The sequence below is a fragment of the Sphingomonas sp. AC449 genome (assembly GCF_979253475.1).
In genome coordinates this window covers 44,643-71,624 of sequence record NZ_CEEDCZ010000009.1, presented here as the reverse complement: position 1 = coordinate 71,624, position 26,982 = coordinate 44,643, and the positions used below count along the sequence as shown (strand labels likewise).

Sequence of the window (26,982 nt, the reverse complement as noted above, 5' to 3'; positions counted from 1 at the left end):
ATGAGGGGAGGGCGGCACAGCCTCCCCCCAGATCAGTCCCTTACGCGTCCTTCTTCAGATGCCGTCGACCGAGCAGCTCGGCGATCTGCACCGCGTTCAGCGCCGCGCCCTTGCGCAGATTGTCCGACACGCACCACAGGTTGATCCCGTTCTCGACGGTCGAATCCTCGCGCACGCGGCTGATGAAGGTCGCGAACTCGCCGACGCATTCGATCGGCGTGATATAGCCGCCATCCTCGCGCTTATCGATCAGCATGACCCCGGGCGCCTCGCGCAGGATGTTCTGCGCCTCCTCGGCCGAGATCTCGTTCTCGAACTCGATGTTGATCGCTTCCGAATGGCCGACGAACACCGGCACGCGGACGCAGGTCGCGGTGACCTTGATCTTCGGGTCGAGGATCTTCTTGGTCTCGACCACCATCTTCCACTCTTCCTTGGTCGAGCCGTCGTCGAGGAAGCTGTCGATGTGCGGGATCACGTTGAACGCGATCTGCTTGGTGAACTTCTTGGCCTCGGCTGGGTCGCCGACGAAGATGTTGCGGCTCTGCTCGAACAGCTCGTCCATGCCCTGCTTGCCCGCGCCCGACACCGACTGATAAGTCGCGACGACGACGCGCGTGATCTTGGCGGCGTCATGCAGCGGCTTGAGCGCGACGACCATCTGTGCGGTCGAGCAGTTCGGGTTGGCGATGATGTTGCGCACCTTGTACCCGTCAATCGCGTCGGCGTTCACTTCGGGCACGATCAGCGGCACGTCCGGGTCCATCCGGTAGAGCGACGAATTGTCGATCACGGTGCACCCCGCCGCGGCGAACTTCGGCGCATAGACCGCGGTCGCCTCCGACCCGATCGCGAACAGCGCCATGTCCCAGCCGGCGGGGTCGAAATTCTCGATATTCTGGCATTTGATCTGCTTGCCGGTGTCGCCATAGTCGACCATTTCGCCCTGGCTGCGCGACGATGCGACGCAGGCGATCTCGTCCGCGGGAAATTCGCGCTCCGCCAGGATGTTGAGCATTTCGCGCCCGACATTGCCGGTCGCCCCTGCGACCACGATCCGATAACCCATCACACTTCTCCGATTGCACCCGCCCCGCCGGGGTTTGCGCGCGTCCTTAAACGTCCCGAACGACGCCCGCCAGATAACTTTATTTCACCGATGGCAAGCCAGCCACCCCCGTCATCCTGACGAAAGTCAGGATCCAGAGCCACGTACGTCACCGCCCGCGACCCTGGATCCTGGGTCAAGCCCAGGATGACGGAGACGAATTGCCCCCCTGTAGCCTCAGGGCGCTACCGGCTTGTCCTTCACCGTCCGGTCGAGGAAGTTGAGGATCGTCCCCCAGACATGCTCGCTGATCCCCGGCCCCGCGACGCGGTGCGTGTAGCCGGGGTAAAACATCATTTCGAACGGCGTTGCGGTCGCCTGCATCTTGGCCGCGACCTTGGTCGAATTGTCGAGAAACACGTTATCGTCCGCCATGCCGTGGATCAGCAGCAGCGGATCTTTGATGAGCGGTGCATCCTCGACCGCCGCCGACGTCGCATAGCTCGCCGGATCGGTCTTCGGATCGCCCAGATACCGCTCGGTATAATGCGTGTCGTAGAGCTGCCAGTCGGTGACCGGCGCGCCCGACACCGCGGCGGCATAGACCCCCGGCGTCTTCTCGAGCATCTTCAGCGACATGTACCCGCCGTACGACCAGCCATAGGTCGCGATCTTGCTCGGCTCGACGAACGGCAGCGTCTTCAGATACTCCGCCCCGCTCAGCTGGTCCTCGACCTCGACCGTCCCCATCGCGTGATAGATATGGGCCTCGAACTTCTTGCCCCGGTTGTACGACCCGCGATTGTCGATCTGGAAGAAGATCCAGCCTTGGTCGACGAGATATTGCGGCAGCGGCCCCTGCCAGCCGCGCGTGACCTGCTGGCCGGTGCCCGGACCGCCATAATGCTGGAAGAAGACGGGATATTTCTTCCCCGGCTCAAGCGGCGGGGTGATCATCTCGTAATAGAGCGTCGTGCCGTCCTTGGCCTTCAGCGTGCCGAACTTGGTCTGCTGGTGGCTCGCGGCATAGGGGTAATAGGGATGCCCCTCCTTGACCGCATTCTCGTTGATCCACGAGATTCGCTTGCCGGCCGCATCCGCCAGATAGACCTGCGTCGGCTGGGACGGGTTCGAGCGCGAGACGATGAACCGCGTTCCCGCGGCGTCCATCGTCGCGCTGTTCCACCAGCCGCGCTCGGTCAGCCTGGTGATCGCGTTCGGCTTGGCGACGTCGACCGAATAGAGCTGCTGCTCGAGCACGTCGTCCTTGTTGCCCGTGAAGAACAGCCGCCCCTTCGCCTGGTCGACACCGACCAGTTCGGTCACCACCCAGTCGCCCTTGGTCAGCTGTGTCCAGCGCCCCGCCGCGAACCGGTAGAGATGGCCATAGCCGCCGCGCTCGGACCGCCAGATCAGGCTGCCGTCGTTCAATACGCGGTACGCGTCGGACAGGTTGAGCCAGCTCTTCACCCCCGATTTCTCGGTAAACAGGATCGTCGACTTGCCCGTCGCGGGGTCGACGCGGAGCATCTCGAGCAGCTTCTGGTCGCGGCTCTGGCGTTGCACCAGCAGCATCGTCCCGTCGGGCGTCCAGTCGACGCGCGCGAGATAGATGTCGGGGTTGGTCCCCAGATCGACCTTCACCTGCCCCGACCCGTCGGGCTTCATCACGTAAAGCTCGACCAGTGCGTTGGGCGTTCCCGCGGCGGGATAGCGCTGGTCATAGACCTTGGTACCGGTCGCGCCGATCGACGCGCGCGTGAAGATCCGCACCGGCGCCTCGTCGAACCGCTCGACCGCGACATAGCGTTCGTCGGGCGACCACCAATAGCCCGTGCGGCGATCCATTTCCTCCTGCGCGACGAACTCCGCCTCGCCGAAATGCACGGTGCCGCCGCCGCCCTTGGTGACCGCGCGCGCCTCGCCACCGCCGAGCGGCTGGACGACGAGGTTCTGGTCGCGGACATAGGACACGAACCCGCCCTTGGGGCTGATCACCGGGTTCAGCTGCCCGCCGGGCTTGTCAGTCAGCCGGCGGACCTTGCCGTCGAGCGTCGCGATGTACAGGTCGCCGTCGAGGGGCACGAGGATCGACTTGCCGTCGGGCGCCCAGTCATAGGCGACGATGCCCTTCGACCCGGCGATCCGCGCCCGCTCGCGCTGCATCTTCTCGGCTTCGCTCAGCTCGGCGCCGCTGCCCACGCTCTTCGAATCGACCAGCATCCGCTCCTGCCCGGTCGCCGTATCCACCGCCCACAGGTCGAAGCGCTCCTTCTCGTCGGTCCGGTTGCGCAGCGACGTGAGCAAGCCGCCATCGGGCGACAGGCGAACCGCGCGTGGCTGGGGCCCCGACAGATCGGGATTGGCGAACACGCGCCCGAGCGTGAGGTCGCCGGGTACACCGACCGCCGGACCGCCCGCGTCGACGCCCGTCTCGCCAGTCGGCGCGGGGGTCTGGGCGGGGGTCTGGGCCGGGGTCTGCGCGGAAGTCTGCGTCGGAGACTGCGTGCCCGCCGGCGTACCCGTCTGCGGCGCGTCGTTAGCGGCCATGGCGGCGGATCCGACCGAAGCAAGTGCAAGCCCGAGCAACCATGTACGCATCCTGTAGTCTCCGAGGGAACAGCCGCGACGGACGGCCGGCAGCGTGCGCGTTATCGCGGTGCACCCCGCCGAGGTAAAGCCGGTTTCGCGCCGCCTGCCACGGGGGCCGCTGCGGGTTGCCGGGGAGCCGGCGTCCCGGTGCGCCCTCATGGTTACACGCTGGTTAACGCCGCATACACCTCGTCTTTACGCGCCCTGCTCCAAGGCATTGATACAGGACGGTGCGTATGGGGCGCATGCGGTTGGCACGACCGGGGCATCATGGATTTGACGACGGCATTCGACGGAAAGGGCGGCGACGCGAAGGGCAATGCCTGGACCGTCGTCGTGCGCCTCGGTGACGCCGATGGCAGCAGCGCGCATCCGCACCTCCGCCGGCTGCTCGCGGCGGTCGCCACCCCGCTCCCGGTTCCGCTTCAGCGCACGCTGTCCGATGCGGTCCACGCGATCTGCGACGTGCACGGCCGCTTCCCCGGGATGATCGAGGACGCGCTCGCGCACGCCCGGCAGCCCGAGGCGCTGCCCTGGATCGAAATCGCAGCGCGCAGCTTTGCCGCCGAGCGCACCTTCCTCGCGCAGCTCACCGCCGCGGTCGGCCCCGTGCCGTCGACACCGGGCCAGGCCGAGACGGAGGCAGCACTCGCGGGGCTGCGTCATGCGCTCGGCATGCTGGGCGGCTCGGGCCGTGCGGGCTGTGCGAGCGGGGCGATCGCGGCGCTGCTCTACGACTGGGTCGCGGTGCGCGGGGTCCTCGATGTCGCGGCGTCGCGGCTCGAGGTCGACGCACCCGCGCTCTCGATCCCGACCCCCGACGACTGCGCCGCGATCGTGCCGCGGCTCGGCACCGGCGCGGGGCGCGAGCGCGCGATCGCGTTCGGCGCGCAGCAATTCTACGCGCAGCACCGTGGCCTCTGGTCACTGCTCGAAGCCCGCGCCAGCGCGCGCGGCGATATCTAGGCCGCTCCCCGCGGCGATCTCCAGGCCGCTCGCCGCGGCGATCGTCAGGCCAGAGTCGCCGCCACCGCGCGACCGATACCCGCAAACAAAGCCGCGAACTGCGCCTCGGCCGGCGATCCCCCCCGCGTATAGACGCTGACCACGATCGGCGCGCCCGGCCGCGGCCAGACCAGCGCGATGTCCCCCGCCGCGTCGCGCCCGTTGTTGCCCGTCTTGTCGCCGACCGCCCAGCCATCGGGCAGCCCCGCGCGCAGCCGGTTGTCCCCCGTCCGGCATCCCTTCAGCCACGCCACCAGCGTCGCGCGCGACCCCGTCGACAACACCGGACCCAGCGTCAGCGTTTCGAGGATCGTCGCCATCGACCGCGCGGTCGTCGTGCTGCGGATCCCGCCGGGCGGGGTCCGGTTCAGCACCGGCTCGACATCGTCCAGCCGCGTCACGTCATCGCCCAGCGCGCGCCAGAACCGCGTCATGCCCGCGGGACCGCCAATCTCGCGGAGCAGGATATTGGCGCAGCTATTGTCGCTCTGCTCGACCACCGCGCGGCACATCTCGCCGACCGACATGGCCCCGCGCGCCAGGTTCGCGCGCGCGACCGGGGCATGCCAGTCCTGCATGTCCGCGGCGTCGAGCCTCAGCCGGTCCGCCAGTCGCGCACGCCCGCGATCGACCCGCGCGAGCACGCACGCGGCGAGCGACGCCTTGAACGTGCTGCACATCACCATCCGTTCGTCCGGTCGCCACGCGATCGTCCGCCCCGTCGCGACGTTGCGCGCATAGACGCCGACATGCCCGCCGGTCGCCGCTTCATACGCCGCGATCACCGCCGGCGCGCCGGGCCGGCGCGCCGTCGCCGGCCCGGTGAGCGCCACCGAAAGCCCCGCGACGAACGTCCGCCTGTCGAGCCTCTGCATCACGCCCTTTCCTCCTGACCACGCAGCCATAGCGGACTGTGGACCTGCGGCCCATACTGCGCCTTGCGCATCGCCCCCATCACCCTCTATCCATACCCGTAATTCGAATCTGACGGGAACTGGCATGAAGCGTTTCGAGGGCACCCAGAGCTATGTCGCCACCGACGATCTGAAGGTCGCGGTGAACGCCGCGGTCACCCTGCGGCGCCCGCTGCTGATCAAGGGCGAACCCGGCACCGGCAAGACCGTGCTCGCCTATGAAATCGCCAAGGCGCTCGGCGCGCCGCTGATCGAGTGGAACATCAAGTCGACCACCAAGGCGCAGCAGGGGCTGTACGAATATGATGCGGTCGCCCGCCTGCGCGACGGCCAGCTCGGCGACGAACGCGTCCACGACATCGGCAACTATATCCGCAAGGGCAAGCTCTGGGAGGCGTTCACGCAGCCCGCGCCGCCCGTCCTGCTGATCGACGAGATCGACAAGGCCGATATCGAGTTCCCCAACGACCTGTTGCAGGAACTCGATCGGATGGAATTCCACGTCTACGAGACCAAGGAAACCGTCCGCGCGGTCGAGCGCCCGATCGTCATCATCACGAGCAACAACGAGAAGGAGCTGCCCGACGCGTTCCTGCGCCGCTGCTTCTTCCACTATATCAAGTTTCCCGATCGCGACACGATGCAGGCGATCGTCGACGTCCACTTCCCTGGTATCCAGCGGATGCTCGTCTCGCGCGCGATGGACCTGTTCTACGACGTCCGCGACGTCCCCGGGCTCAAGAAGAAGCCCTCGACCTCCGAACTGCTCGACTGGCTGAAGCTGCTCCTGCACGAGGACATGCCGCTCGAAACGCTGCAGAACCGCGATCCGACCAAGGCGATCCCCCCGCTCCACGGCGCGCTGCTCAAGAACGAGCAGGACGTGATGCTGTTCGAACGCTTGGCCTTCATGGCGAAGCGGCAGAAGAACCAGGGCTAGGCGCAGGCGCACACGGCGGGCACCGAAGTCCGACTCACGCGCCTTTAACGAGTGCCGGCGCATAGCGTGGCGGTGCGCACGTCCGCCTCCCTTGCCGCCATCCCGTCAGCGGCGCGTCTGTCGCTCGCCGCGATCGTCGCGCTTGGGCTTGCGTTGCGGATCGTTTCCGCTGGCGGCGGACTGTGGATCGACGAGGCATGGTCCGCGGTGCTCGTCGACCGCGCGGCGACACCGCTCAGCGTGTTCGTCGCGATCAACCACGACAACAATCATTATCTTAACAGCCTGTGGATGCTCGCGCTCGGCTTCGGCGCCGACCCGCTGGCGCTGCGCAGCCTCTCGATCGCCACGGGAACGCTGACGATCCTCGTCGCCGCCGCGATCGGCGCCCGCCGGTCGACGCGGCATGCCCTGGTCACCGCGCTGCTGTTCGCGATCTCGCCGATCCTCGTCAATTACGGCAGTGAAGCGCGCGGCTATGCGCCGATGCTGCTCGCGGCGACCGCGGCGATCCTCGTCGTCGCACGCTGGCTCGAGACGCGCGCGCCGACGCGCCCCGTCGCCTGGACGCTCGGCGCGCTCACGCTCGTCGGCCTGCTCGCGCAACTCACGATGCTCTTCGTCACCGTCGCGATCGGCGCATGGATCGCGCTCACGCTCCGCCAGAACTCGTCGACCCGCGCGGCCGCTATCGCGACGGTGCGCGTGATGGCGCCCAGCATCGTCGCGGTCCTGCTCGTCTTCGGGCTGCTGCTGGGCGCCGCCGCGGCGAGCGTGACCGGACTCCAGGTCGGCGACTATTGCCCGTTCGCATTCTCGAGCCTGTTCGCTGCGATCGGTGTCATGATCGCCACGACGATCGGCGCGACCGCGCTCCCGGGCTGGGCGATCGCCGCGGTCGCGCTCGTCGTTCTGGGCGCAGTCTGGCACGCGCTGCGCCGGGATCGCCCGATGGCCTGGTTCCACGCGGTCGCGATCCTCGGCCTCCCGACCGGCTTCATCCTGCTTCACGTCGCCAATAGCGGGATCCCCCGCTATTTCCTGCTGTCGAGCATCGCCATACTCCTGCTCGTCGGCGATGCGATAGCCGACCTGCTCGCGCGCGGATCCGCCAAGCGGATCGCGGGCGCGGTGCTGCTCGTCATGCTGACGCTCGGCAGCCTCCAGTCGGTCCGCACCGAAGCCGCGCGGCGCCGCGGCGACATCGATGCCGCGGTCATCCGGATGCGTGCCGAGGCACCTGCAGGTACGACCGTCCATGTCGACCATCTGCGCTCGGTCGCGGCGTTGCGCGTCGCGGCCGCCACGCATCGCTATCGCCTGACCATCACCGACGACTGCAGGCCCGCGCGCTTTGCGCTGGTCGACCTCGAGACCGGCGCGCCCGCCGAATCGAACGTGACGCGGTGCGCGCGCCGCTATGCCCGCCGGCTCGCGCGCCGCGGCGGCACGCTGTCGGGTACCGACTGGGCGTTGTACGACTTGGCTATGCCACGGTTCGTCGAACATGATCGACATCAACGAGGGTCATGGTGAATAGCGTTAACCTTGTGCGGCAACGTGCTGGTCATGTCCTCGCCATTAGGGTCCGCGCATGTATCGCTTTCCCCGACTTCTCCTCGCCGCAGCGATAGCGGTCGGCACCGGGTCCGCCGCAGGCGCGTCGCTCCTCGATTATGTCGGCCAGTGCGTCCCCTTCGCGCGCGCCGCATCGGGGATCGATATCTATGGCGACGCCTGGACCTGGTGGCGCCAGGCCGACGGCCGCTACCAGCGCACGCACGCGCCCAAGGTCGGCTCGGTCATCGTCTTCGCCAAGACCGGCCGGTTGCCGATGGGCCATGTCGCGGTCATCAGCCGCGTCGTCGAGAAGCGCGTCGTGATGCTCACCCACGCCAACTGGTCGCGCCAGAACGGCGAGCGCGGTCACGCCGAACAGGACGTGACGCTGTTCGACGTCTCCCCGCATAACGACTGGAGCCGGGTGAAGGTCTGGTACAAGGACGTCGACGGGCTCGGCGGCGGGATCTACCCCGTCTACGGCTTCATCCACGGCGATGCGCGCCCCGCGGCCGAACTGACCAGCCGCAATCCCGATTATGTCGGCGCGCTGATCGACGCCTACGTCCCGGGCAGCTGACGCCGCATACCCGATACTCGATTCCGCCTCGACTTCGGGCGACGGGATCGGCAGGGTGCAAAGATGTTCCTGAACTTTCTCGACGAACTGCGCAGCGCGGGCATCGCCGCCAGCCTCAAGGAGCATCTGCTCCTGCTCGAGGCGCTCGACGCCGAGGTGATCGAGCGGACGCCCGAGGAGTTCTACTATCTCTCGCGCGCGGTCTACGTGAAGGACGAGGGGCTGCTCGACCGCTTCGACCAGGTCTTCGCCAAGGTCTTTCGCGGTCTCGCGACGAGCTATGGCACCACGCCGACCGACATCCCTGCGGACTGGCTGAAGGCGGTCGCCGAGAAATTCCTCACCCCCGAAGAAATGGCCGCGATCGAGTCGCTCGGGTCGTGGGACGAGATCATGGAGACGCTCAAGAAGCGGCTCGAGGAACAGCAGGGCCGGCATCAGGGCGGCAACAAATGGGTCGGCACCGGCGGCACGTCGCCGTACGGCAATGGCGGCTACAACCCCGAAGGCGTCCGTATCGGCGGCGAGAGCCGGCACAAGCGCGCGCTCAAGGTCTGGGATCAGCGCGAGTTCCGCAACCTCGACAACACGCGCGAACTCGGCACGCGCAACATCAAGATCGCGCTGCGCCGCCTGCGCCGGTTCGCGCGCGACGGCGCCGCGGACGAGCTCGACATCGACGGCACGATCGCGGGCACCGCGCGCCAGGGCTATCTCGACATCGTCATGCGCGCCGAACGCCGCAATGCGATCAAGATGCTGCTGTTCCTCGACGTGGGCGGCTCGATGGACCCCTTCGTCAAGCTCTGCGAGGAACTCTTCTCCGCCGCGACGACCGAGTTCAAGAACCTCAAATTCTATTATTTTCACAACTGCCCGTACGAGGGCGTGTGGAAGGACAATAGGCGCCGCTTCGCCGAGCGGACCCCCTTGTGGGACGTGCTCCACAAATTCGGCCACGACTACAAGCTCGTGCTCGTCGGCGACGCGTCGATGAGCCCGTACGAGATCACCCACCCCGGCGGCTCGGTCGAGCATTTCAACGAGGAACCCGGCGCCGTGTGGATGCAGCGCCTGACGACGACCTATCCGTCCGCGGCATGGCTCAATCCCGTGCCCGAGGCGCAATGGGGATATTCGCAGTCGGTCCGCATCATCCGCGAACTGATGACCGACCGCATGTACCCGCTGACGCTCGCCGGGCTCGACGACGCGATGCGCGAACTGACGCGCAAACGCTGAGCCGCGCCGGTCGCTCGCCGGCTTGATGACCGTAACGGAACCGTGACGGACCCGGTCTGTTTAACCCGCATCATCCCTGTGCGAGGAATATTTATGTCGTCTATCCCGAACTCCGCCATGCCGCATGCCAAGGTCAAGCATGACGACGACGTCGCACCGCCCGCCAAGGGCGACTGGATGGACGACGCGACCGATGCGGCAAAGGCCGGCATCGCCACTGCGACCGACGCGGTGAAGTCGCACCCCAAGACCGCGATCGCCGTCGGCGCGACGCTGGTCGCCGGGATCGCCGCCGCGATCGCCGCGCCCGCGCTGCTGTCGAAGGATACGCCGGAAAAGAAGACCCCGCCAAAGCCGGCCCCGAAGAAGCCCGCCAAGCCGAAAAAGTCGCACTGATACGCGCGTCCGGCCCCCCGGCCGGACCGACCGTCGCACCACCCCGGTCTCCGGGGTGGTCGGCCCCATGACACCAGCGCCGTTCAGACCCGGTCGACCACCCCGCCGGTCATCGCCACGGGCACGCCCGTCGTCCCCGGAAAGCTGATCGGCAACCCGCGGAGCACCCGCACCGCCATATAGGCGAAGCCCTCCGCCTCCAGCGCATCGCCGTTCCACCCGAGCGTGTCGGTCGCCTCGACGACCAGTCCGGTCGCGGTCGCGATCATCCCCAGCATCGTCGGATTGTGCCGCCCGCCACCCGCGACCAGCAGCCGCTTCGGCCGCGCGGGCAGATGCCGTACCGCGTCCGCGACCGTCGCCGCGGTAAACGCCGTCAGCGTCGCCGCGCCATCCGCCGCCGACAACCCGCGCGCGGGCTGGATCGTGAAATCGTTGCGATCGAGCGACTTGGGCGGGGGTGCATCGAAGAACGGGTGATCGAGCATCGCCGTCAACACCGTCTCGTCGACGCGCCCCGCCGCCGCGAGCGCGCCGCCCGCGTCATAGCGTGCGCCCGTCTCCGCTTCGACCCAGCTGTCGATCAGGCCGTTCGCCGGCCCCGTGTCGAACGCGACCAGCCCATCGCCCGCCGCCGACCCGCCGGCGCGCTCGGGCGACATCTCGCGCGAATCGTGCGCGTCGCCGGGAATGAAGGTGATGTTGCCGACCCCGCCGAGGTTCAGCACCGCGACCGGTCCGTCGAGCGCCGCCGCCAGCGCCGCGTGATACACCGGCAGCAACGGCGCGCCCTGCCCGCCCGCCGCGACATCCGCCGACCGGAAATCGGACACCGTCGTGATCCCCGTCGCACGCGCCATCGCCGCACCGTCGCCGATCTGCCAGGTCCAGCCGCGATCGGGGCGATGCGCGATCGTCTGTCCGTGAAAGCCGATCACGTCGATCTCGGCGGCGGCAACGCCCGCATCCGCGAGCAGCTTGTGAACCGCAAAGACATGCGCGCGCGTGATCAGGTCGCCCGCCGCGACGATCGGCGGGCTCGCGCGCGGCCGCTCGAAGGTCAGCGCCATCCGCGTCGCCTCGGCGAGCTGCGCGCGCGCGGCATCCGAATAGGGTTCGCCGCGAAACGCGATCGCGCGCACCTGCTGCTCGCCATCGGTCTCGATCAGCGCCGCATCGATGCCGTCGAGCGACGTTCCCGACATCAGTCCAATAGCCAGCATGCCCAACCCCCTTCGCGCGAGACCCAGCCGGCGCGCGTCCCCTCCCATGCCGCCGCACCCGATCGAAGTCGAGCAACGCGGCCGTGGAATGCGGCAGGCGCCCCCGTTTCCGCGCCTGCATCGCGGCGCCGCCGCCGCGTGACCCGTCCCCGCACGGCCTTTTCGCAGCTGCCTAGAAAAAACCGAACTTTGCGCCTATGTGCGCGGCTCCCATGGCAACCATCCTCCCCACTCCGCCCAAGATCGGCATGGTCTCGCTCGGCTGTCCGAAGAATCTCGTCGACAGCGAGCGGATCCTCACGCAGCTGCGCGGCGACGGCTATCAGATGTCGCCCGACTATGCCGGCGCCGACGTCGTGCTCGTCAACACCTGCGGGTTTCTCGACTCGGCGAAGGAGGAAAGCCTCGAGGCGATCGGCGAAGCCATTGCCGAGAATGGCCGCGTCATCGTCACCGGCTGCATGGGCAAGGAAGCCGACGCGATCCGCGCGCGCTTCCCGCAGGTGCTCGCGATCACCGGTGCGCATGAATATGAGCAGGTCGTCGGCGCGGTGCACGAGGCCGCCCCGATGCCGCCCTCGGCGTTCCTCAACCTGATCCCCGACGCCGGGCTCAAGCTGACCCCGCGCCACTACAGCTATCTGAAGATCTCGGAGGGCTGCAATCACCGCTGCTCGTTCTGCATCATCCCAAGCTTGCGCGGCGATCTCGTCAGCCGCCGCCCCGACGCGATCCTGCGCGAAGCCGAAAAGCTCGTCGCCGCGGGCACGAAGGAGCTGCTCGTCATCAGCCAGGACACGTCGGCGTACGGCGTCGACCTGCGCCACTCGGTGTGGCCGCTCAAGGGCGGCGGCGAGGTCCGCGCGCATATGACCGATCTCGCACGCGAGCTCGGCAAGATCGCGCCGTGGGTGCGGCTGCACTACGTCTATCCCTATCCGCATGTCGACCACGTCATCCCGCTGATGGCGGAGGGTCTCGTGCTGCCCTATCTCGACATTCCGTTCCAGCATGCCGCACCCTCGGTGCTGCGTCGGATGAAGCGGCCGGGCAACGACGCCAAGGTGCTCCAGCGCATCCACAAATGGCGTGAGATCGCCCCCGACATCACGATCCGCTCGACCTTCGTGGTGGGCTTCCCCGGCGAGACCGAGGAGGATTTCCAGTATCTGCTCGACTGGCTCGACGAGGCGCAGCTCGACCGCGTCGGCGCATTCCGGTTCGAACCCGTCGAGGGCGCCGCGGCCAATGCGTTACCCGACCACGTGCCCGAAGAGCTCAAGGAAGAGCGGTACGCCCGCATCATGGAGAAGACCGCGGCCATCTCGGCAGCCAAGCTGCAGGCCAAGATCGGCCGCACGCTCGAGGTGATCATCGACGTCGTCGACGACGAGGGTGCGACCGGTCGTTCACAGGCGGATGCGCCCGAGATCGACGGCGAGGTCTTCCTGCGCGACGCCGGCCACCTCAACGTCGGCGACATCGTGCCAGTGACGATCGAGGATGCCGACGACCACGATCTGTACGGCGTCCCTGCCTGACGCGCTGGTCCCCCCCGCGGAAGCGGGGGAGACCGGGACTTCAGACGACGTTGCGACCGGTGAACAGCTTCACCAGCACGACGACGACCGCGATAACCAGCAGGATGTGGATGAGTCCGCCCGCGACATGGAAGGCGAATCCCGCCAACCAGAGGATCAGCAGGATGACGGCGATGGTATACAGCATGAGTTCGTCCCCTCGGTAATGACAGGCTTGCGGCCCTATATTGAAACGCCGCTGTAACGACCCCTGTTCCGGCGTCTTGGCGGCCATTCTGTAACCCCTTCAACGGACACGTGATTAATATCACGGCGTTGCGCGGACGATCGGGTTCTGCTTCGTTGCGCGCATGCTGACCCGTCTTCTCGCCCTCGCGGCGCTCGCGTTGCCGATCCCCGCCCTCGCCCAGTCGCTCACCCCCGACGAGACTACGCGGATCGACACGCTCGTCACCGGCGCGCTCGCCGATACGGGCGTGCCGTCGGCCTCGATCGCGGTGGTGCGCGGCGGCCGCGTCGTCTTCACCAGGGCGTATGGCAAGCCGTCCGAGACGATCCGGACCGCCGATCCGGCGCTTCCCTATCAGATCGCCTCGATCTCGAAGCAGTTCACCGCCGCCGCGATCCTGCTGCTCGAGGACGAGGGCAAGCTCAAGCTCGACGACACCGTCGCGACCTACGTCCCCGGGATCACCGGTGGCGACCGCATCACGATCCGGCAGCTGCTCAGCCATACCGCGGGGCTGCAGGATTACTGGCCGCAGGATTACAGCTTCGCCGCGATGGCGCATCCGGTCACGCCGCAGCAGATCGTCGATCGCTGGGCGAAGAAACCACTCGATTTCGCGCCGGGCACGCAGTGGCAATATTCGAACACCGGCTATGTCGTCGCGGGGATGATCGTCGAGAAGGTCGCAGGCGTGCCGCTGCTCGCCTTCCTCCAGCAGCGCATCTTCAAGCCGCTCGACATCCGCGCGCTCGACCAGGACAAGGCGATCGGCAAGCGCTTTCCGCAAGGCTATGGCCGGTTCGCGCTCGGCCCCGTTCGCGCCGAGACGCCCAGCGCGCCCGGCTGGCTCTACGCCGCGGGCGAGCTTTCGATGAGCGCGGGCGACCTCGCCAAATGGGACGTCGCCCGGCTCGCGCGCACCACGCTGCCCGCGGACGACTGGGCGGCGCAGGAAACCCCCGTCAAGCTCGCGGACGGTTCGACCAACGGTTATGGCCTCGGCGTCTCGACCGGCACCGCGAACGGCCGTCGCTATGTCGAGCATAGCGGCGAGGCGGTCGGTTTCCTGTCCGAGAACATCGTCTATCCCGACGACAAGGCGGCGATCGTCGTGCTCACCAACAGCTGGTTCAGCGACGCGGTCAGCCGCATCTCGACGGGGATCGCCCGGATCATCCTCCCGCCCCCCGCGGCGAGCGCGGAGAACGCCGCCGCGCTGCCCCGCGCCCGCGCGGTCTACGACCAGCTCCGCGCCGGCACGCTTGATCGCGGTCGCCTGACCGAAGACGCCAATTTCTATTTCAAGCCGGTCGCGCTCGCGGACTACAAGGCGAGCCTCGGCGCGCTCGGCGAACCGACCGGTTTTGCACAAACCGGCCGCGCCCGCTTGCGCGGCGGCTTCGTCAACCGCACCTACCGGATCACCTATCCCGACCGCACGCTCTCGCTCAGCACCTATGCCGAGCCGGGTGCTGCCGGCCGGTACGAACAATTCCTCGTGGCCCCCTCTCAGTAACTGGCACGCAATGACAGATTTCGCTTCCCTGCTTCACCCCGACCGCGGCCAGCCCGCAACGCCGATCCACGTCGTCCGGCCCGAAGCCTTCGCGACGTGGCTCGCCGCGCAGACGCCGCGCATACGGACCGCGGTCGCGGCGCACGGCCTGACCGGCAAGCCCGGCGACCGCGCGGTGCTGCCGGGCGATGCCGCGGACGACTGGTCGATGCTGCTGGTGTGTGACGAAGCGACGGCATCGCCGTGGCGGATCGCCTCGCTCGGCGGTTCGCTCCCCGCGGGCACCTACCGTATTGCAGACGGCGAAGTCGGCGCCGCCGGGCTCGGCTGGATGCTCGCGCAGCATGTCTTCGACCGTTATCGCAAGCTTCCCGCAAAGGGCGCGCGCGTCCTTCTGACCACCGACGCCGCATCGATCGACGCGACCGTCTGGCTCGCCGAGGCGACCGCGCTGGTCCGCGACCTCGTCAACACCGGCGCATCCGATCTCGGTCCCGCCGAGCTCGAGGCCGAAGCCGAGGCACTCGCGGCGCGCCACGGGGCGACCGTCACGACGACGCGCGGCGATGCGCTCGCGACGGGCTATCCGATGATCCACGCGGTCGGCCAGGCCGCGTCGAAGGATCGCGCACCGCGGCTGATCGAGCTCGAATGGGGCGACCCCGCGCATCCACGCGTCGCGCTCGTCGGCAAGGGCGTCTGCTTCGACTCGGGCGGGCTCGACATCAAGCCCTCGGCAGGCATGCGGCTGATGAAGAAGGACATGGGCGGCGCCGCGCACACGCTTGCGCTCGCAGCCCTCGTGATGGGCGCGCGGCTTCCCGTCCGCCTCCATCTGCTGATCCCCGCGGTCGAGAACGCGATTGCGGGCAACGCCTTCCGCCCGGGCGACGTGCTCGACACGCGACAGGGCCTGACCGTCGAGAACACCAACACCGATGCCGAGGGACGGCTCGTGCTCGGCGACGCGCTGACCCGCGCGGTCGAGGGCAAGCCCGACCTCATCCTCGATTTCGCGACGCTCACCGGCGCGGCGCGCGTCGCGCTGGGCCCCGACCTGCCGCCGCTCTTTACCGACGACGAGACGCTCGCCGCAGACCTGATCGCCGCCAGCCATGCGCAAGCCGACCCGGTCTGGCGGATGCCGCTCTGGAACGCGTATGACGACATGCTCAAGTCGGACGTCGCCGACCTCGTCAACGCGCCCGATGGCGGGTTTGCGGGCGCGATCACCGCGGCGCTGTTCCTGCGCCGGTTCGTACCCTCGGGGATCGCCTGGGCGCATCTCGACGTCTTCGCCTGGCGCCCGGTCGGCAAACCGGGGCGTCCCAAGGGTGGCGAGGCCTATGCGCTCAGGGCCGCCTTCGCGATGCTTGCGCGCCGCTACCCGCGCTGATCGGCGATCTGCCCGAACGGCAGCAGCCGGTCCGCGAGCGCCTGGACCTGCTGCGCATCGCCCGCCTTCAGCGGCACCATCACCGCGACCGCCGCCCGGCGCACGATCATGTCGACCGCGGTCGGGGCGGGCGCGCGGCTCGCCATCTCGACGAGTTCGCGCCCCCGCCGGTCCTCGGGGTCGAGCTCGAGCCGCAGCAATCCGGCAAGCCCCGCGAACATCGCGCGATTGCCACCGAGCGCGACCGACCGGTCGAGCGCCGCATAGCCGACCGCCTTCTGCGCGCCCGCCGCCGCGCGTCCGACGAACCGCCCGAGCTTGGCGATCACCCCGACATGCCACGCCCCCAGCGCCGCCTGCGCCTCCGCATTGCGCGGGTACCGCAGCACGAGCGCCTCATATTGCTTGCGCGCACCGATCGCCTGCCCGCGATTGCCGAGCAGCTTGGCACGGTAGCCATTGGCCAGCGCCTGGACGATCGCCGCATCCTGATCCTGCGGTGACGCGCGCAGCGCCTGCCCCGCGACCGCCGCGGCGCGGTCGATCCGCGCCAGCGCCACGCTGCGGTCGCGATCGACGAACCCCGCCTGCGTCAGCAGCTCGCGCGGCGTCTCCGCGCACGCCGGGGTCGCAGCGATCGCCGCGCCCACAGCGACGGCGATCCACGCCGAATTCGATCCTGCCACAGAACCTCCCCCCGAATCATCGCGCCGCCGCCCCATGACCGGCCGGCACGACTCGTCGCGCCGACCTCGGGTCAGTTCATGGACTATCCTGCATTTACCGTGAGTTGATGCAAGTAATCAGCAGCGGGCGGCGGCCTCGACGATCGGCACGAACTTGTCCGCCGTCAGGCTCGCGCCGCCGACCAGCGCGCCATCGACGTTCGCGGTCGACAGGATCGCCTCGGCATTGGCGCCGGTCACCGACCCGCCATACAGGATGCGGACGCCCGCCGCGGCATCGCCGATCAGCATGCGCAGCTTGGCGCGCGCGATCGCATGGATCGCCGCAATCTCGTCGAGCGTCGGCGTCCGCCCGGTGCCGATCGCCCAGCGCGGTTCGTAGGCGAGCGTGAACCAGCTGCCATCGGCATTGTCGGGCACCGACTTCTCGATCTGCGCCTGGACGACGCGTTCGGCGCGATCCGCGTTGCGCTCGGCCTCGGTCTCGCCGCAGCACAGGATCACGCGCAGCCCCTGACGATGCGCCGACGCCGCCTTTGCCCAGGCATCGTGGCTCGTCTCGTGCTGGTCGGCGCGGCGTTCCGAATGGCCGACGATCGTGAACCGCGCGCCCGCCTCGAGCACCATCGCCGCCGATACGCAGCCGGTATGTGCGCCCGACTCGGCCTCGTGCACGTCCTCCGCACCGATCGAGAGCGCCGGGACGCGCTCCGCCGCCGCGGCGATCAGCGTGAAGGGCACCGCGATCTCGACATCCACCTCGGGTGCGGCCGCCGCCGCCGCCGCAATCGCATCGAGCTCGGCCAGCGCCGCTCTCGACCCGTTCATCTTCCAGTTTCCCGCTACCAGCTTGCGCCGCATCATGCTCTCCAGACAGTCGTTTGTTCCCGGATAGCGCGAGGGGCGCGCCGCACAAGCTTGAAGCGCGAAGAGGCAGACCGTAAAGCGGGACCGATTCAGTCCCTGTCGATCGGCCATTCATGCTCAGTTTCTTCCGCCGCCTCACCCAGTCGAGGTTCGGTGTGATCATCACCTTCGGGGTCCTCGGGATCATTGCGCTGGCCTTTGCGGCGGGTGACATGACCGGACTGGGCAGCACCGGACCGGGTGGCCTGACGGGCGACGACGTCGCCACGGTCGGCAAGGCGGACGTGACCGCGAACGAGCTGCGCACGCGCGTCCAGACCGAGATGGAGGGCTTCCGCCAGCAACAGCCGACGCTCGACATGGCCAGCTACGTCCAGCAGGGCGGCTTCGACGGCACGCTCGACCGGATCGTCGCCAGCCTCGCGCTCGAACAGTTCGGCCGTGCGCAGGGCATGGTCGTCAGCAAGCGCGCGGTCGACGGACAGATAGCCAGCATTCCCGCGCTGCAGGGGCCGACGGGCAAGTTCGACCCGATGCTGTATCAGCGCGTGCTCGTCGAGCGGAAGCTGACCGACGCACAGATCCGCAGCGACATCGTCCGCGATACCTATGCGCAACAGCTGATCCTGCCGACGCGCGGCGCCTCGCAGGTCGCGAGCCAGCACGCCCTTCCCTACGCCTCGCTGCTGCTCGAAAAGCGCAGCGGCGTCGTCGGCTTCATCCCGACCGCCGCGGTACCTGCGGGCCCCGCGCCGACCGACGCCGAGCTGAACACCTTCTACCGCCGCAACGTCGCCCGCTACACCGTCCCCGAGCGCCGCGTCGTCCGCTACGCGCTGGTCGATGCGAACCAGGTCAAGGCGCAGGCCACGCCGACCGACGCCGAGATCGCGCGCCAGTATCAGCAGGATCGCGCGCGCTACGCTCCGACCGAAAAGCGCACGATCACGCAGGTCGTCGTCGCCGATCAGGCGGGCGCGACCACGCTGGCCAACGCGGTCAAGGGCGGCCGCACGATCGCACAGGCGGCACAGGCCGCCGGGCTCGAGGCCTCGACGCAGACGGGCGTCGAGAAGGCGGCCTATGCCGGCACGACCAGCGCGCAGGTCGCGGATCAGGTGTTTGCCGCGGCGAGCGGTGCGGTGGTCGGCCCGGTCCGCACGCCGCTCGGCTGGACCGTTGCGCGCGTCGACACGATCGAGAACGTCCCCGCCAAGACGCTCGACCAGGCGCGTGCCGAGATCGCGACCGCGCTTGGCGCACAGAAGGCGCAGGAAGCGCTGAGCAAGATCCACGACGCGATCGACGACGGCCTGTCGAACAACGCGACGTTCGACGAGATCGTCGCCGACCGCAAGCTGGCGGCGACGACCACGCCCGGCCTGATCGCCGACGGCTCCAACCCCGACGCGCCGGGCACGCAGGCCGATCCCGCGCTCGCGCCGATCCTCAACGCCGCGTTCCAGGCGAGCGAGGGCGACGCCCCGCAGATGGTCCAGACCGGATCGGACGGCAGCTTTGCGCTGGTCGGGCTTGGCCGCGTCGTCCGCGCCGCGCCGCGCCCGCTCGCGCAGGTCCGTCCCGCCGTGCTCCGCGATCTGACCGCCGACCGCGCCGGCCAGGCCGCGCGCAAATATGCGAATGCGGCGCTCGCGAAGATCAACAACGGCATGTCCGTCCAGCAGGCGCTGGGCCAGACCGGCTTCGCGGTCCCGCCCGTCCGCCCGCTTACGGCGGCACGCGCGCAGATCATGCAGAACCCGCAGAGCACGCCGCCCGTGCTCTCGCTGATGTTCAGCATGGCGCAGGGCACCGCCAAGACGCTTGCGGGCCCCGATGGCTGGTTCGTCGTCAAGCTCGACAAGATCGATCCGGGCAACGCGACGGGCAATCAGGGCGCGATCCGTGCGGCACGCGGTTCGATCGCGCGCAGCGTCGGCGGCGAATATGTCGAGCAGTTCGTCAAGGCGGTCCGTGCGCAGGTCGGCGTCAAGACCGACCCCGCCGCGGTCGCCCGCGTCCGCACGCAACTCCTGTCGCCGGATGGCTCCAATAACTGAGTCGGCACGCGCCGCGCTGGCCGCGGGACGGCCGGCGCTCGTCTGGCGGCGTCAGGTCGCGGACACCGAGACGCCCGTCGCCGCCGCGCTCAAGCTCATCGAGCCCGGCCGCGGCGACTTCCTGCTCGAATCGGTCGAAGGCGGCGCCACGCGCGGCCGGCACAGCCTGATCGGGCTCGCCCCCGACCTGCTGTTCCGCGCGGTCGGGCAGAAGGCGGAGATCAACCGTCGCTGGGCCACCGACCGTGACGCGTTCGAGCCGTGCGCGGAACCGACGCTCGCCGCGCTCCGTGCGCTCGTCGCCGAATGCCGCTCGGACGTTCCCGACGAACTGCCGCGCGCGCTTGCCAGCCTTGTCGGCTATTTCGGCTATGAGACGGTCGGGCTGGTCGAGACGCTGCCGCAACCCGACCGCGATCCGCTCGGGCTGCCCGACATGATCTTCGTGCGGCCGACGGTCGTGCTCGTGTTCGATCGTCTCGCCGATGCGCTGTACCTCGTCGCGCCCGCGTGGCCCGATGCGTCGCTCGATCCGGCGACGATCGTCGCGAACGCGGAGGAGCGTCTCGATGCCGTCGCCGCGCGGCTTGCCACGACGCCGCTTCCTGCCCCGGTCCGCGCCGACTGCCCCGAGCCGCGCTACACACCCGCGATCGCGCCCGAACGGTACGGCGAGATGGTGGCCAGTGCGAAGCGCTACATCCTCGCGGGCGACATCTTCCAGGTCGTGCTCGCGCAGCGCTTCAGCGCGCCGTTCTCGCTACCGCCGTTCGAGCTCTACCGTTCGCTGCGACGGATCAACCCGTCGCCCTTTCTCTACCATCTCGATCTGCCCGGCTTCTCGCTGATCGGTTCGTCCCCCGAGATCCTCGTGCGCGTCCGCGATGACGAGGTGACGATCCGGCCGATCGCGGGCACGCGACCCCGCGGACGCAGCGCCGCGGAGGACGAGGCGAACCGCGTCAGCCTGCTCGCCGATCCCAAGGAGCGCGCCGAGCATCTGATGCTGCTCGATCTCGGGCGCAACGATGTCGGCCGTGCGGCGACGCCCGGCTCGGTCCGCGTGACCGACAGCTACGGCGTCGAATTCTACAGCCACGTCATGCATATCGTCTCGAACGTCGTCGGCCGGCTGTCTCCCGACAAGGATGCGCTCGACGCGCTGTTCGCGGGCTTCCCTGCGGGCACGGTCAGCGGCGCGCCCAAGGTCCGCGCGTGCCAGATCATCGCCGAGCTCGAACCCGAGCGGCGCGGTGCCTATGCCGGCGGGGTCGGCTATTTCTCGCCCGACGGATCGATGGACTCGTGCATAGTCCTGCGCACCGCGGTCGTGAAGGACGGCATGATCCATGCGCAGGCCGGCGCGGGGATCGTCGCCGACAGCGATCCGGCGTCCGAACAGCGCGAGTGCGAGGCCAAGGCCGGCGCGATCCTGGCTGCCGCACGCGAAGCGATCACGCGCGCCGCCGCGCCGACCTTCGGACAATAAAAAAGCCGCTCTCGTCCTGGACGAGAGCGGCTCCCCGATTGCCCCGGCTTCGGCTCAGCGGCCGTCCGCCTGCCCCGTCGCCGCCGCGCGACGCTCGGCGGCAAACGCGCGCGCGCGCATCTGCGAACAGCCCGACTGCCCGCCCGTCCCGACCGGCGAACATGTATCGGGCAGGCCACCCGCGACGCGTCCGACCTCGTCCGCCGTCGCGGCGCGGTTTACCCAGCTCTGGTTCTGTGCGGCGATCGGGCCATCGTCACGCAGTTCCTTCGGGATGCGATAGGGCTGGTCGAGCGTCGAGCACACGACGATCTCGCCCGTGCTCGACGCCGGGCATTTCTGTCCCGCGCCCAGCGTGACGCTGCGGATCCGCTGCGGCGGCTGGCCGGTCTCCGATCCCTGGTCCTGCCCCTGTTCCTGCGCGGCGGGCGCGGCAGGCGCGGTCTGGGCCGAGGCCAGCGCGGGCGTGGCGAGCAAGGCGGCGATAAGCGTCAAACGAAACATGTATTAGGGCTCCTGTTATATACGGAACGTCTACCGCGCCACGTTTCTCCATGCTGAATGCAATGCGCCCTGCATAGGCCTGCATAGGCGTGCATCGCACCGCCCAAACCACCCTCGACTCCCCCATCGCACACGTCGAACGCATCATGGCTCCCTGTCATGCGCCCTATCATGCGCATCTTTGCACTGCTGTCTTCCCCTGGACATCCCCCTCCGAATCCCTGTCCGCAACCCCATTGCACGACGCCCGTCATCGTCTATGGCGGGGCGATGATCCTGGTCGTCGACAATTACGACAGCTTCACCTGGAACCTTGTCCATTATCTGATGGAGTTGGGCGCCGAGGTGGAGGTCGTCCGCAACGATGCGATCTCCGCCGGACAGGCTCTGTCGTCGGGCGCGGACGCCTTTCTCATCTCGCCCGGCCCCTGCACGCCGACCGAGGCAGGCGTCAGCCTCGACCTCGTCGCGGCCTGCGCCGACGCAGGCAAACCGCTGCTCGGCGTGTGCCTGGGGCACCAGGCGATCGGCCAGCATTTTGGCGGCAAGGTCGAGCGCGGCGGGCTGATGCACGGCAAGACCTCGCCCGTGCTGCACGACGATACCGGGCTGTATCACGGGCTTCCGTCGCCGTTCATCGCGACGCGCTATCACTCGCTGATCGTCAACGCGGTCCCCGACACGCTCGTCGTCAACGCCACCGCGCAGGACGGCACCGTCATGGGCTTCCGTCACGCGACGCTGCCGATCCACGGCGTGCAGTTTCATCCCGAAAGCATCGCCACCGAACACGGCCACGCCATGCTCGCCAACTTCCTGACGATGGCGGAAATTCCGCACGAACTGCCGGCGCGGCTGCGGGTGCCGTCATGAGCGTGACGGTACTGCTCCCCGATCCCTCGACACCGCTATCGCGCGAATCCGCGCGCGCGGCGTTCGCCGACATTCTCGACGCGCGCGCTAGCGAAGACGCGATCGCGACGTTCCTGACCGACCTGTCGCGGCGCGGCGAGACCAGCATCGAGATCGCCGAGGCGGCGCGCGCGCTACGCGACCGGATGATTCCGATCGACGCGCCGGCGGGTGCGATCGACGTCTGCGGCACCGGCGGCGACGGCCATCACACGCTCAACGTGTCGACCGCGGTCGCACTCGTCGTCGCCGCGTGTGGCATCCCCGTCGCCAAGCACGGCAACCGCGCCGCCTCGAGCAAGGCGGGCGCCGCGGACACGCTCGAGATGCTCGGTCTCGACATGGACCGTGCCGGGGCGACGGCCGAGGCCAGTCTGCGCGACATCGGCATCGCGTTCCTTTTCGCCGCCAATCACCACCCGGCGATGAAGCGCATCACGCCGATCCGCCGCCGGATCGCAACGCGGACGATCTTCAACCTGATGGGTCCGCTCGCCAACCCCGCCCGGGTCACGCGCCAGTTGATCGGCATCGCCCGCCCGGACTATGCCGCGCTCTATGCAGAGGCACTCGAACAGCTCGGCACCGAAGCGGCGTTCGTCGTATCGGGCGAGGAGGGACTCGACGAGCTGTCGGGCGCCGGCCACAGCGTCGTCGCAAGCGTCGGCACCGCCAAACTGCCACGCCGCGTCACGCCCGAGGATGCAGGGCTCGTCCGCCATCCGATCGACGCGATCCGCGGCGGTGACCCGGCGCATAATGCGGACGCGCTCCGCCGTCTGCTCAAAGGCGAGCGCAGCGCCTATCGCGAAGCCGTCCTGCTCAATGCCGCCGCGGCGCTCGTCGTTGCCGGCCACTCCCCCACCCTCGTCGACGGGGCGGTCTCGGCCGCCACCGCGCTCGACGACGGCAGCGCGGATGCGCTGCTGGCCCGCTGGATTGCCTACTGACATGACCATGCTCGATCGTATTCTTGAGACAAAACGTGCGGAGGTCGCCGCGCGCAAGGCCACGACCTCGCTGTCCGACATCGACGCGGGCATCGCCCGGATGTCGAAACCGCGCGGCTTCCGCGCCGCGCTCGACGCGAAGACGGGCTATGCGCTCGTCGCCGAAGTCAAGAAGGCGAGCCCGTCGAAGGGACTGATCCGCGCCGATTTCGATCCCCCCGCGCATGCCCGTGCCTATGAGGCCGGGGGTGCCGCCTGCCTGTCCGTGCTGACCGACGAGACGTGGTTCCAGGGGGCCGATGCCTATCTCACCGCGGCGCGCGACGCGGTCTCGATTCCCGTCCTGCGCAAGGACTTCATGGTCGATCCCTGGCAGGCGACCGAGGCGCGCGCGATCGGCGCCGACGCGATCCTGATCATCGTCGCGGCGCTCGACGACATGCAGATGGCGGAGATCGAGGCCTCGGCACTCGAATGCGGCATGGACGTGCTCGTCGAGATCCACGACGCGCACGAACTCGAGCGCGCGCTGAAGCTCAAATCCCGGCTGATCGGGGTGAACAATCGCGACCTGCGCGACTTTACCGTCGACTTTCAGCGGACATACGACCTCGTCGACCGCGCGCCGCGCGACTGCACGTTCGTGGCGGAAAGCGGTCTGACGACGCGCGCCGACCTCGATGCGATGGCGGAGAAAGGCATACGGTGCTTCCTGATCGGCGAGGCGCTGATGCGGCAGGACGATGTCGAGGCGGCAACGCGCGTGCTGATCGGATGAGCGGCCTTACGCATATCGACGGCGCCGGCGCCGCCCGCATGGTCGATGTCGGCGGCAAGACGCCGACCGCGCGCGAGGCGGTGGCGACCGGCCGTATCACCATGTCCGCAGAGGCGGCGCTGGCGATCGCCGATGGGTCCGCGAAGAAGGGTGACGTGATCGCGGTTGCCCGCGTCGCGGGGATCATGGCGGCAAAGCGGACGAGCGATCTCATCCCGCTCTGCCACCCGCTCCCGCTCACCAAAATCACGCTTGACCTCGACGTCGACGCGACCGGCGTCACCGCGACCGCGACCGTCGCGACCGATGGCAAGACGGGCGTCGAGATGGAGGCGCTGACCGCCGTGAGCGTCGCGCTGCTGACCGTCTATGACATGGCAAAGGCGATCGACAAGGCGATGGTCATCGACGGGATCCGCCTGCTCGAAAAGCGCGGCGGCAAGTCGGGCGACTGGACCGCCCCGCGCTGAGCAGAGCGGACGCGATCCGCGCTCCAGCTCAGCTAGGCTTCGACGTCATTCCGCGACGTCGATCGCCTCGGCCTTGATGATCGTCGGCCGTGCAGCCGCCAGGTCGCGCGCGGCGGCGCCGAATGCCTTGAAATGGTCCGACTGCATATGCGCGTCGACCGCCGCATCGTCGACATAGCGCTCGTTGAAGACGAACCGGCGGTCGCCGTCGGACTCGCGCCAGAGTTCGTAATAGAGCACGCCGGGTTCCTGCCGCGAAGCCGCGACACAGACGCGTGCCGCCTCGATGAACGCATCCTCGCACCCGGGCCGCGCAGAAACGAACGCAACGATCTTTACCGCCATATCAAGCTCCCAATTTTGATGGTGACGTGTGCGCCCCTGCGCCGTCCCGCGCAACCCCGCCACGGTCTGGTATAGGCGCCGCTACCCGCGATAGCGTGCCTCGAGCAGGTCCAGTTCGCGGACGAGTTTCTGGACCGTGACGCTGCCGATCTGCCGCTCGCGGGCGAGTTCGATCACGAGCGCACGCTCCGCCTGGAGCGCGACGAGCTTGAAGTCGCGCTCGAGACGATCCTGAAGCCGCGCCTCGGCCGCCATCTTGGCGGATCCGCCCCGGCTGTCGATCCGATCGCGATAGACGTCCATGACGCGGCCGCCCGCGGTCGCGTAGAAATCGGCATCGCCCATCCGCTCGGCCAGGTCATGCTGCGATCGTTCGACCGCCCGGATCGCCGCCTGCGCCGCCGCCACCCGCGCGGCATCCTCCTCCGCCTGGAGCGAGGGTTCCGATGGCATCGTCAGGCCGTTCAACAGCACGGGAAGCGCGAGGCTCGCGACGATCAGCGACACGATGATGACGCCTGCCGCAAGGAAAATCGCGAGGTCGCGCGCGGGGAACGGAGTCCCGTCGTTGAGTACCAGCGGGATCGTCAGGACGCCTGCCAGCGTGATCGCGCCGCGCACGCCGGCGAGCGACATCGCGGCAACCAGCCGCCAGTCGGGGCTCTGCTGCGTCGCCCCGACGCGGTTCCGCCGCCGCAACAGCGTCAGGCGCAGCGATACCCAGACCCAGGCGAACCGCAGCATGATCAGCCCCGCGACGATCGCCAGCACGTACGCACCCAGCCACCACGTGCCCGCATGCCCGGTCAGCTGCACCGTCTGCCGCGCCACCGCGAAGATCGCGGGAAGCTGCTCGCCGAGCAGCACGAAGATGATGCCGTTCAGCGCGAACTGGATCGTGTCCCAGACCGAATTGCGACGCATCCGCGTCGTCGGCAGCGCCTGCCGCGAGATCTCGGCAAACGTCATCGTGACGCCGGCCGCGACGGCGGCAAGGATGCCCGATGCATGGATATGCTCGGCGAACAGATACGAGCCGAACGGGATCAGCAGGCTCACGAGGATCTGCGACCCCGATTCCTCGCCGAACCGCCGCGAGACCCAGGCCTTGGCGCGTGTGACCGCCAGCGTAACGACGACGCCCACGACCAGCCCCGCGCCGGCGACCCACAGGAAGCTGAAGGCGGCATTCGACGCCGAGAATGTTCCGGTCAGCGCGGCCGCGATCGCGAAGCGGAGGCAGACCAGACCCGACGCGTCGTTGAGCAGCGATTCACCCTCGAGGATATGCATCATCCGCTTCGGGATGGGCACGCGTGCCGCAATCGCGGAGACCGCGATCGGGTCGGTCGGCGACACGACCGCCGCAAGCGCGAACGCGACCGCGAGCGGCATCGCCGGGATCATCCAGTGGATGAACAACCCCATCCCGATCACCGTGATCAGCACCAGCCCGAGCGCAAGCTCGACGACCGTCGACAGATCCTTCAGCAATTCGTCCTTGGGGATCCGCCATCCATCAAGAAACAGCAGCGGCGGGAGAAACAGCAGAAGGAACAACTCGGGATCAAGCGTGACGCGATAAGACGTCGAGAGGCCGATCACCGCGCCCAGCATGATCTGCACCAATGGTGTCGGGATCGGCACGGGCAGCATTCTTGAGATGGAGCCGCTCACGACGACCGCAAGCAGGAGAAACAGGACGATCGAGACGGCTTCCAACAGATACTCCCGGATTG

The 26,982-nt window shown here is 68.5% G+C and carries 25 protein-coding genes; 15 read left to right on the top strand and 10 right to left on the bottom strand.

Annotated features, from left to right (window positions below; all coding sequences use genetic code 11):
- Window positions 1-40 precede the first annotated feature (40 nt).
- The gene (locus AC0CH3_RS14385; protein WP_333996840.1) at window positions 41-1,069 is read right to left on the bottom strand and encodes an aspartate-semialdehyde dehydrogenase; all 1,029 of its coding nucleotides are present in this window, start codon (window positions 1,067-1,069) and stop codon (window positions 41-43) included.
- Window positions 1,070-1,285: 216 nt separating this feature from the next.
- Window positions 1,286-3,649 carry a S9 family peptidase gene (locus AC0CH3_RS14380; protein WP_465238012.1) on the bottom strand — a complete coding sequence of 788 codons (2,364 nt, stop codon included), beginning with the start codon at window positions 3,647-3,649 and terminating at the stop codon, window positions 1,286-1,288.
- A 261-nt stretch (window positions 3,650-3,910) separates the two neighbouring features.
- Between AC0CH3_RS14380 and AC0CH3_RS14375 the strand changes: the two genes are divergently transcribed.
- Window positions 3,911-4,606, top strand: coding sequence for a DUF6975 family protein (locus tag AC0CH3_RS14375; protein WP_200916373.1), 696 nt, complete (start codon window positions 3,911-3,913; stop codon window positions 4,604-4,606).
- A 44-nt stretch (window positions 4,607-4,650) separates the two neighbouring features.
- On the opposite strand, the gene bla is transcribed toward AC0CH3_RS14375, so the two are convergent.
- Complete coding sequence (gene bla / locus AC0CH3_RS14370) at window positions 4,651-5,520, bottom strand: class A beta-lactamase (RefSeq protein WP_465238021.1); 870 nt, start codon at window positions 5,518-5,520, stop codon at window positions 4,651-4,653.
- Between the two features lie 124 nt (window positions 5,521-5,644).
- On the opposite strand from bla, the gene AC0CH3_RS14365 reads away from it, so the two are divergent.
- The 5 genes from AC0CH3_RS14365 (at window position 5,645) to AC0CH3_RS14345 (ending at window position 10,277) form a co-directional block, all read left to right on the top strand.
- On the top strand, window positions 5,645-6,499 hold the full coding sequence (locus AC0CH3_RS14365) for an AAA family ATPase (protein ID WP_031394950.1): 855 nt from the start codon (window positions 5,645-5,647) through the stop codon (window positions 6,497-6,499).
- A gap of 66 nt (window positions 6,500-6,565) precedes the next feature.
- A complete protein-coding gene (locus tag AC0CH3_RS14360; RefSeq protein ID WP_465238011.1) occupies window positions 6,566-8,035 on the top strand; it encodes a hypothetical protein in 1,470 nt (489 codons plus the stop codon).
- Window positions 8,036-8,093: 58 nt separating this feature from the next.
- Window positions 8,094-8,639: a CHAP domain-containing protein gene (locus tag AC0CH3_RS14355; protein ID WP_354304199.1), complete on the top strand. Its 546-nt coding sequence runs from the start codon at window positions 8,094-8,096 to the stop codon at window positions 8,637-8,639.
- 63 nt (window positions 8,640-8,702) lie between these two features.
- Window positions 8,703-9,881: a vWA domain-containing protein gene (locus AC0CH3_RS14350; RefSeq protein ID WP_354304200.1), complete on the top strand. Its 1,179-nt coding sequence runs from the start codon at window positions 8,703-8,705 to the stop codon at window positions 9,879-9,881.
- 93 nt (window positions 9,882-9,974) lie between these two features.
- Window positions 9,975-10,277, top strand: a complete 303-nt coding sequence (locus AC0CH3_RS14345; protein ID WP_354304201.1) for a hypothetical protein — start codon at window positions 9,975-9,977, stop codon at window positions 10,275-10,277.
- A gap of 83 nt (window positions 10,278-10,360) precedes the next feature.
- On the opposite strand, the gene AC0CH3_RS14340 is transcribed toward AC0CH3_RS14345, so the two are convergent.
- Window positions 10,361-11,500, bottom strand: coding sequence for an anhydro-N-acetylmuramic acid kinase (locus AC0CH3_RS14340; RefSeq protein WP_354304203.1), 1,140 nt, complete (start codon window positions 11,498-11,500; stop codon window positions 10,361-10,363).
- 212 nt (window positions 11,501-11,712) lie between these two features.
- On the opposite strand from AC0CH3_RS14340, the gene rimO reads away from it, so the two are divergent.
- Window positions 11,713-13,041 carry a 30S ribosomal protein S12 methylthiotransferase RimO gene (gene rimO, locus AC0CH3_RS14335; protein WP_354304205.1) on the top strand — a complete coding sequence of 443 codons (1,329 nt, stop codon included), beginning with the start codon at window positions 11,713-11,715 and terminating at the stop codon, window positions 13,039-13,041.
- 40 nt (window positions 13,042-13,081) lie between these two features.
- On the opposite strand, the gene AC0CH3_RS14330 is transcribed toward rimO, so the two are convergent.
- Window positions 13,082-13,228 carry a lmo0937 family membrane protein gene (locus AC0CH3_RS14330; protein WP_156350623.1) on the bottom strand — a complete coding sequence of 49 codons (147 nt, stop codon included), beginning with the start codon at window positions 13,226-13,228 and terminating at the stop codon, window positions 13,082-13,084.
- 163 nt (window positions 13,229-13,391) lie between these two features.
- Between AC0CH3_RS14330 and AC0CH3_RS14325 the strand changes: the two genes are divergently transcribed.
- Window positions 13,392-14,786 (top strand): serine hydrolase domain-containing protein, encoded by a 1,395-nt coding sequence (locus AC0CH3_RS14325; protein WP_354304209.1) that lies wholly within the window; start codon window positions 13,392-13,394, stop codon window positions 14,784-14,786.
- 10 nt (window positions 14,787-14,796) lie between these two features.
- Window positions 14,797-16,182: a leucyl aminopeptidase family protein gene (locus AC0CH3_RS14320; RefSeq protein WP_465238010.1), complete on the top strand. Its 1,386-nt coding sequence runs from the start codon at window positions 14,797-14,799 to the stop codon at window positions 16,180-16,182.
- Here AC0CH3_RS14320 and AC0CH3_RS14315 read toward each other — a convergent pair.
- Window positions 16,170-16,868, bottom strand: coding sequence for a hypothetical protein (locus AC0CH3_RS14315; protein ID WP_056024655.1), 699 nt, complete (start codon window positions 16,866-16,868; stop codon window positions 16,170-16,172). The two genes, AC0CH3_RS14320 and AC0CH3_RS14315, sit on opposite strands and share 13 nt — an antisense overlap.
- 117 nt (window positions 16,869-16,985) lie before the next feature.
- Window positions 16,986-17,732: a triose-phosphate isomerase gene (tpiA, locus tag AC0CH3_RS14310; RefSeq protein ID WP_056024652.1), complete on the bottom strand. Its 747-nt coding sequence runs from the start codon at window positions 17,730-17,732 to the stop codon at window positions 16,986-16,988.
- A gap of 116 nt (window positions 17,733-17,848) precedes the next feature.
- Here tpiA and AC0CH3_RS14305 point away from each other — a divergent pair, with 116 nt between their 5' ends.
- A complete protein-coding gene (locus AC0CH3_RS14305; RefSeq protein WP_465238009.1) occupies window positions 17,849-19,795 on the top strand; it encodes a peptidylprolyl isomerase in 1,947 nt (648 codons plus the stop codon).
- Window positions 19,779-21,284 carry an anthranilate synthase component I gene (trpE, locus tag AC0CH3_RS14300; protein WP_354304215.1) on the top strand — a complete coding sequence of 502 codons (1,506 nt, stop codon included), beginning with the start codon at window positions 19,779-19,781 and terminating at the stop codon, window positions 21,282-21,284. The genes AC0CH3_RS14305 and trpE overlap by 17 nt, the downstream gene beginning before the upstream one ends.
- 54 nt (window positions 21,285-21,338) lie before the next feature.
- Here trpE and AC0CH3_RS14295 read toward each other — a convergent pair whose 3' ends face one another.
- On the bottom strand, window positions 21,339-21,788 hold the full coding sequence (locus AC0CH3_RS14295) for a hypothetical protein (protein ID WP_354304217.1): 450 nt from the start codon (window positions 21,786-21,788) through the stop codon (window positions 21,339-21,341).
- A 270-nt stretch (window positions 21,789-22,058) separates the two neighbouring features.
- Here AC0CH3_RS14295 and AC0CH3_RS14290 point away from each other — a divergent pair, with 270 nt between their 5' ends.
- Genes AC0CH3_RS14290 through moaC form a run of 4 tightly spaced genes read left to right on the top strand, consistent with a single transcriptional unit; the run spans window position 22,059 to window position 24,898 of the window.
- Complete coding sequence (locus tag AC0CH3_RS14290) at window positions 22,059-22,661, top strand: anthranilate synthase component II (RefSeq protein ID WP_056024640.1); 603 nt, start codon at window positions 22,059-22,061, stop codon at window positions 22,659-22,661.
- Entirely contained in the window at window positions 22,658-23,650 is a 993-nt protein-coding gene (gene trpD, locus AC0CH3_RS14285; protein WP_354304219.1) for an anthranilate phosphoribosyltransferase, read from the top strand. The genes AC0CH3_RS14290 and trpD overlap by 4 nt, the downstream gene beginning before the upstream one ends.
- Window position 23,651: 1 nt before the next feature.
- A complete protein-coding gene (trpC, locus tag AC0CH3_RS14280; protein WP_333996824.1) occupies window positions 23,652-24,428 on the top strand; it encodes an indole-3-glycerol phosphate synthase TrpC in 777 nt (258 codons plus the stop codon).
- A complete protein-coding gene (gene moaC, locus AC0CH3_RS14275) occupies window positions 24,425-24,898 on the top strand; it encodes a cyclic pyranopterin monophosphate synthase MoaC (protein WP_354304221.1) in 474 nt (157 codons plus the stop codon). Before trpC ends, moaC begins: the two co-directional genes overlap by 4 nt.
- Before the next feature lie 45 nt (window positions 24,899-24,943).
- Here the strand turns inward: moaC and AC0CH3_RS14270 are convergent, their stop codons facing one another.
- Window positions 24,944-25,243: a putative quinol monooxygenase gene (locus tag AC0CH3_RS14270; protein ID WP_056024628.1), complete on the bottom strand. Its 300-nt coding sequence runs from the start codon at window positions 25,241-25,243 to the stop codon at window positions 24,944-24,946.
- Between the two features lie 81 nt (window positions 25,244-25,324).
- A complete protein-coding gene (locus tag AC0CH3_RS14265; protein WP_333996822.1) occupies window positions 25,325-26,965 on the bottom strand; it encodes a Na+/H+ antiporter in 1,641 nt (546 codons plus the stop codon).
- Window positions 26,966-26,982: the final 17 nt, after the last annotated feature.

What these genes read in the sequence shown, in the direction of transcription:
- trpC (WP_333996824.1), top strand. Translation starts at nt 23,652, where the DNA reads ATGACCATGCTCGATCGTATTCTTGAGACAAAACGTGCGGAGGTCGCC.
- bla (WP_465238021.1), bottom strand. Translation starts at nt 5,520, where the DNA reads ATGCAGAGGCTCGACAGGCGGACGTTCGTCGCGGGGCTTTCGGTGGCG.
- AC0CH3_RS14325 (WP_354304209.1), top strand. Translation starts at nt 13,392, where the DNA reads ATGCTGACCCGTCTTCTCGCCCTCGCGGCGCTCGCGTTGCCGATCCCC.
- AC0CH3_RS14320 (WP_465238010.1), top strand. Translation starts at nt 14,797, where the DNA reads ATGACAGATTTCGCTTCCCTGCTTCACCCCGACCGCGGCCAGCCCGCA.
- AC0CH3_RS14355 (WP_354304199.1), top strand. Translation starts at nt 8,094, where the DNA reads ATGTATCGCTTTCCCCGACTTCTCCTCGCCGCAGCGATAGCGGTCGGC.
- AC0CH3_RS14375 (WP_200916373.1), top strand. Translation starts at nt 3,911, where the DNA reads ATGGATTTGACGACGGCATTCGACGGAAAGGGCGGCGACGCGAAGGGC.
- AC0CH3_RS14330 (WP_156350623.1), bottom strand. Translation starts at nt 13,228, where the DNA reads ATGCTGTATACCATCGCCGTCATCCTGCTGATCCTCTGGTTGGCGGGA.
- AC0CH3_RS14340 (WP_354304203.1), bottom strand. Translation starts at nt 11,500, where the DNA reads ATGCTGGCTATTGGACTGATGTCGGGAACGTCGCTCGACGGCATCGAT.
- AC0CH3_RS14345 (WP_354304201.1), top strand. Translation starts at nt 9,975, where the DNA reads ATGTCGTCTATCCCGAACTCCGCCATGCCGCATGCCAAGGTCAAGCAT.
- trpE (WP_354304215.1), top strand. Translation starts at nt 19,779, where the DNA reads ATGGCTCCAATAACTGAGTCGGCACGCGCCGCGCTGGCCGCGGGACGG.
- trpD (WP_354304219.1), top strand. Translation starts at nt 22,658, where the DNA reads ATGAGCGTGACGGTACTGCTCCCCGATCCCTCGACACCGCTATCGCGC.
- tpiA (WP_056024652.1), bottom strand. Translation starts at nt 17,732, where the DNA reads ATGATGCGGCGCAAGCTGGTAGCGGGAAACTGGAAGATGAACGGGTCG.
- AC0CH3_RS14385 (WP_333996840.1), bottom strand. Translation starts at nt 1,069, where the DNA reads ATGGGTTATCGGATCGTGGTCGCAGGGGCGACCGGCAATGTCGGGCGC.
- rimO (WP_354304205.1), top strand. Translation starts at nt 11,713, where the DNA reads ATGGCAACCATCCTCCCCACTCCGCCCAAGATCGGCATGGTCTCGCTC.
- AC0CH3_RS14270 (WP_056024628.1), bottom strand. Translation starts at nt 25,243, where the DNA reads ATGGCGGTAAAGATCGTTGCGTTCGTTTCTGCGCGGCCCGGGTGCGAG.
- AC0CH3_RS14290 (WP_056024640.1), top strand. Translation starts at nt 22,059, where the DNA reads ATGATCCTGGTCGTCGACAATTACGACAGCTTCACCTGGAACCTTGTC.
- AC0CH3_RS14365 (WP_031394950.1), top strand. Translation starts at nt 5,645, where the DNA reads ATGAAGCGTTTCGAGGGCACCCAGAGCTATGTCGCCACCGACGATCTG.
- moaC (WP_354304221.1), top strand. Translation starts at nt 24,425, where the DNA reads ATGAGCGGCCTTACGCATATCGACGGCGCCGGCGCCGCCCGCATGGTC.
- AC0CH3_RS14380 (WP_465238012.1), bottom strand. Translation starts at nt 3,649, where the DNA reads ATGCGTACATGGTTGCTCGGGCTTGCACTTGCTTCGGTCGGATCCGCC.
- AC0CH3_RS14305 (WP_465238009.1), top strand. Translation starts at nt 17,849, where the DNA reads ATGCTCAGTTTCTTCCGCCGCCTCACCCAGTCGAGGTTCGGTGTGATC.
- AC0CH3_RS14350 (WP_354304200.1), top strand. Translation starts at nt 8,703, where the DNA reads ATGTTCCTGAACTTTCTCGACGAACTGCGCAGCGCGGGCATCGCCGCC.
- AC0CH3_RS14295 (WP_354304217.1), bottom strand. Translation starts at nt 21,788, where the DNA reads ATGTTTCGTTTGACGCTTATCGCCGCCTTGCTCGCCACGCCCGCGCTG.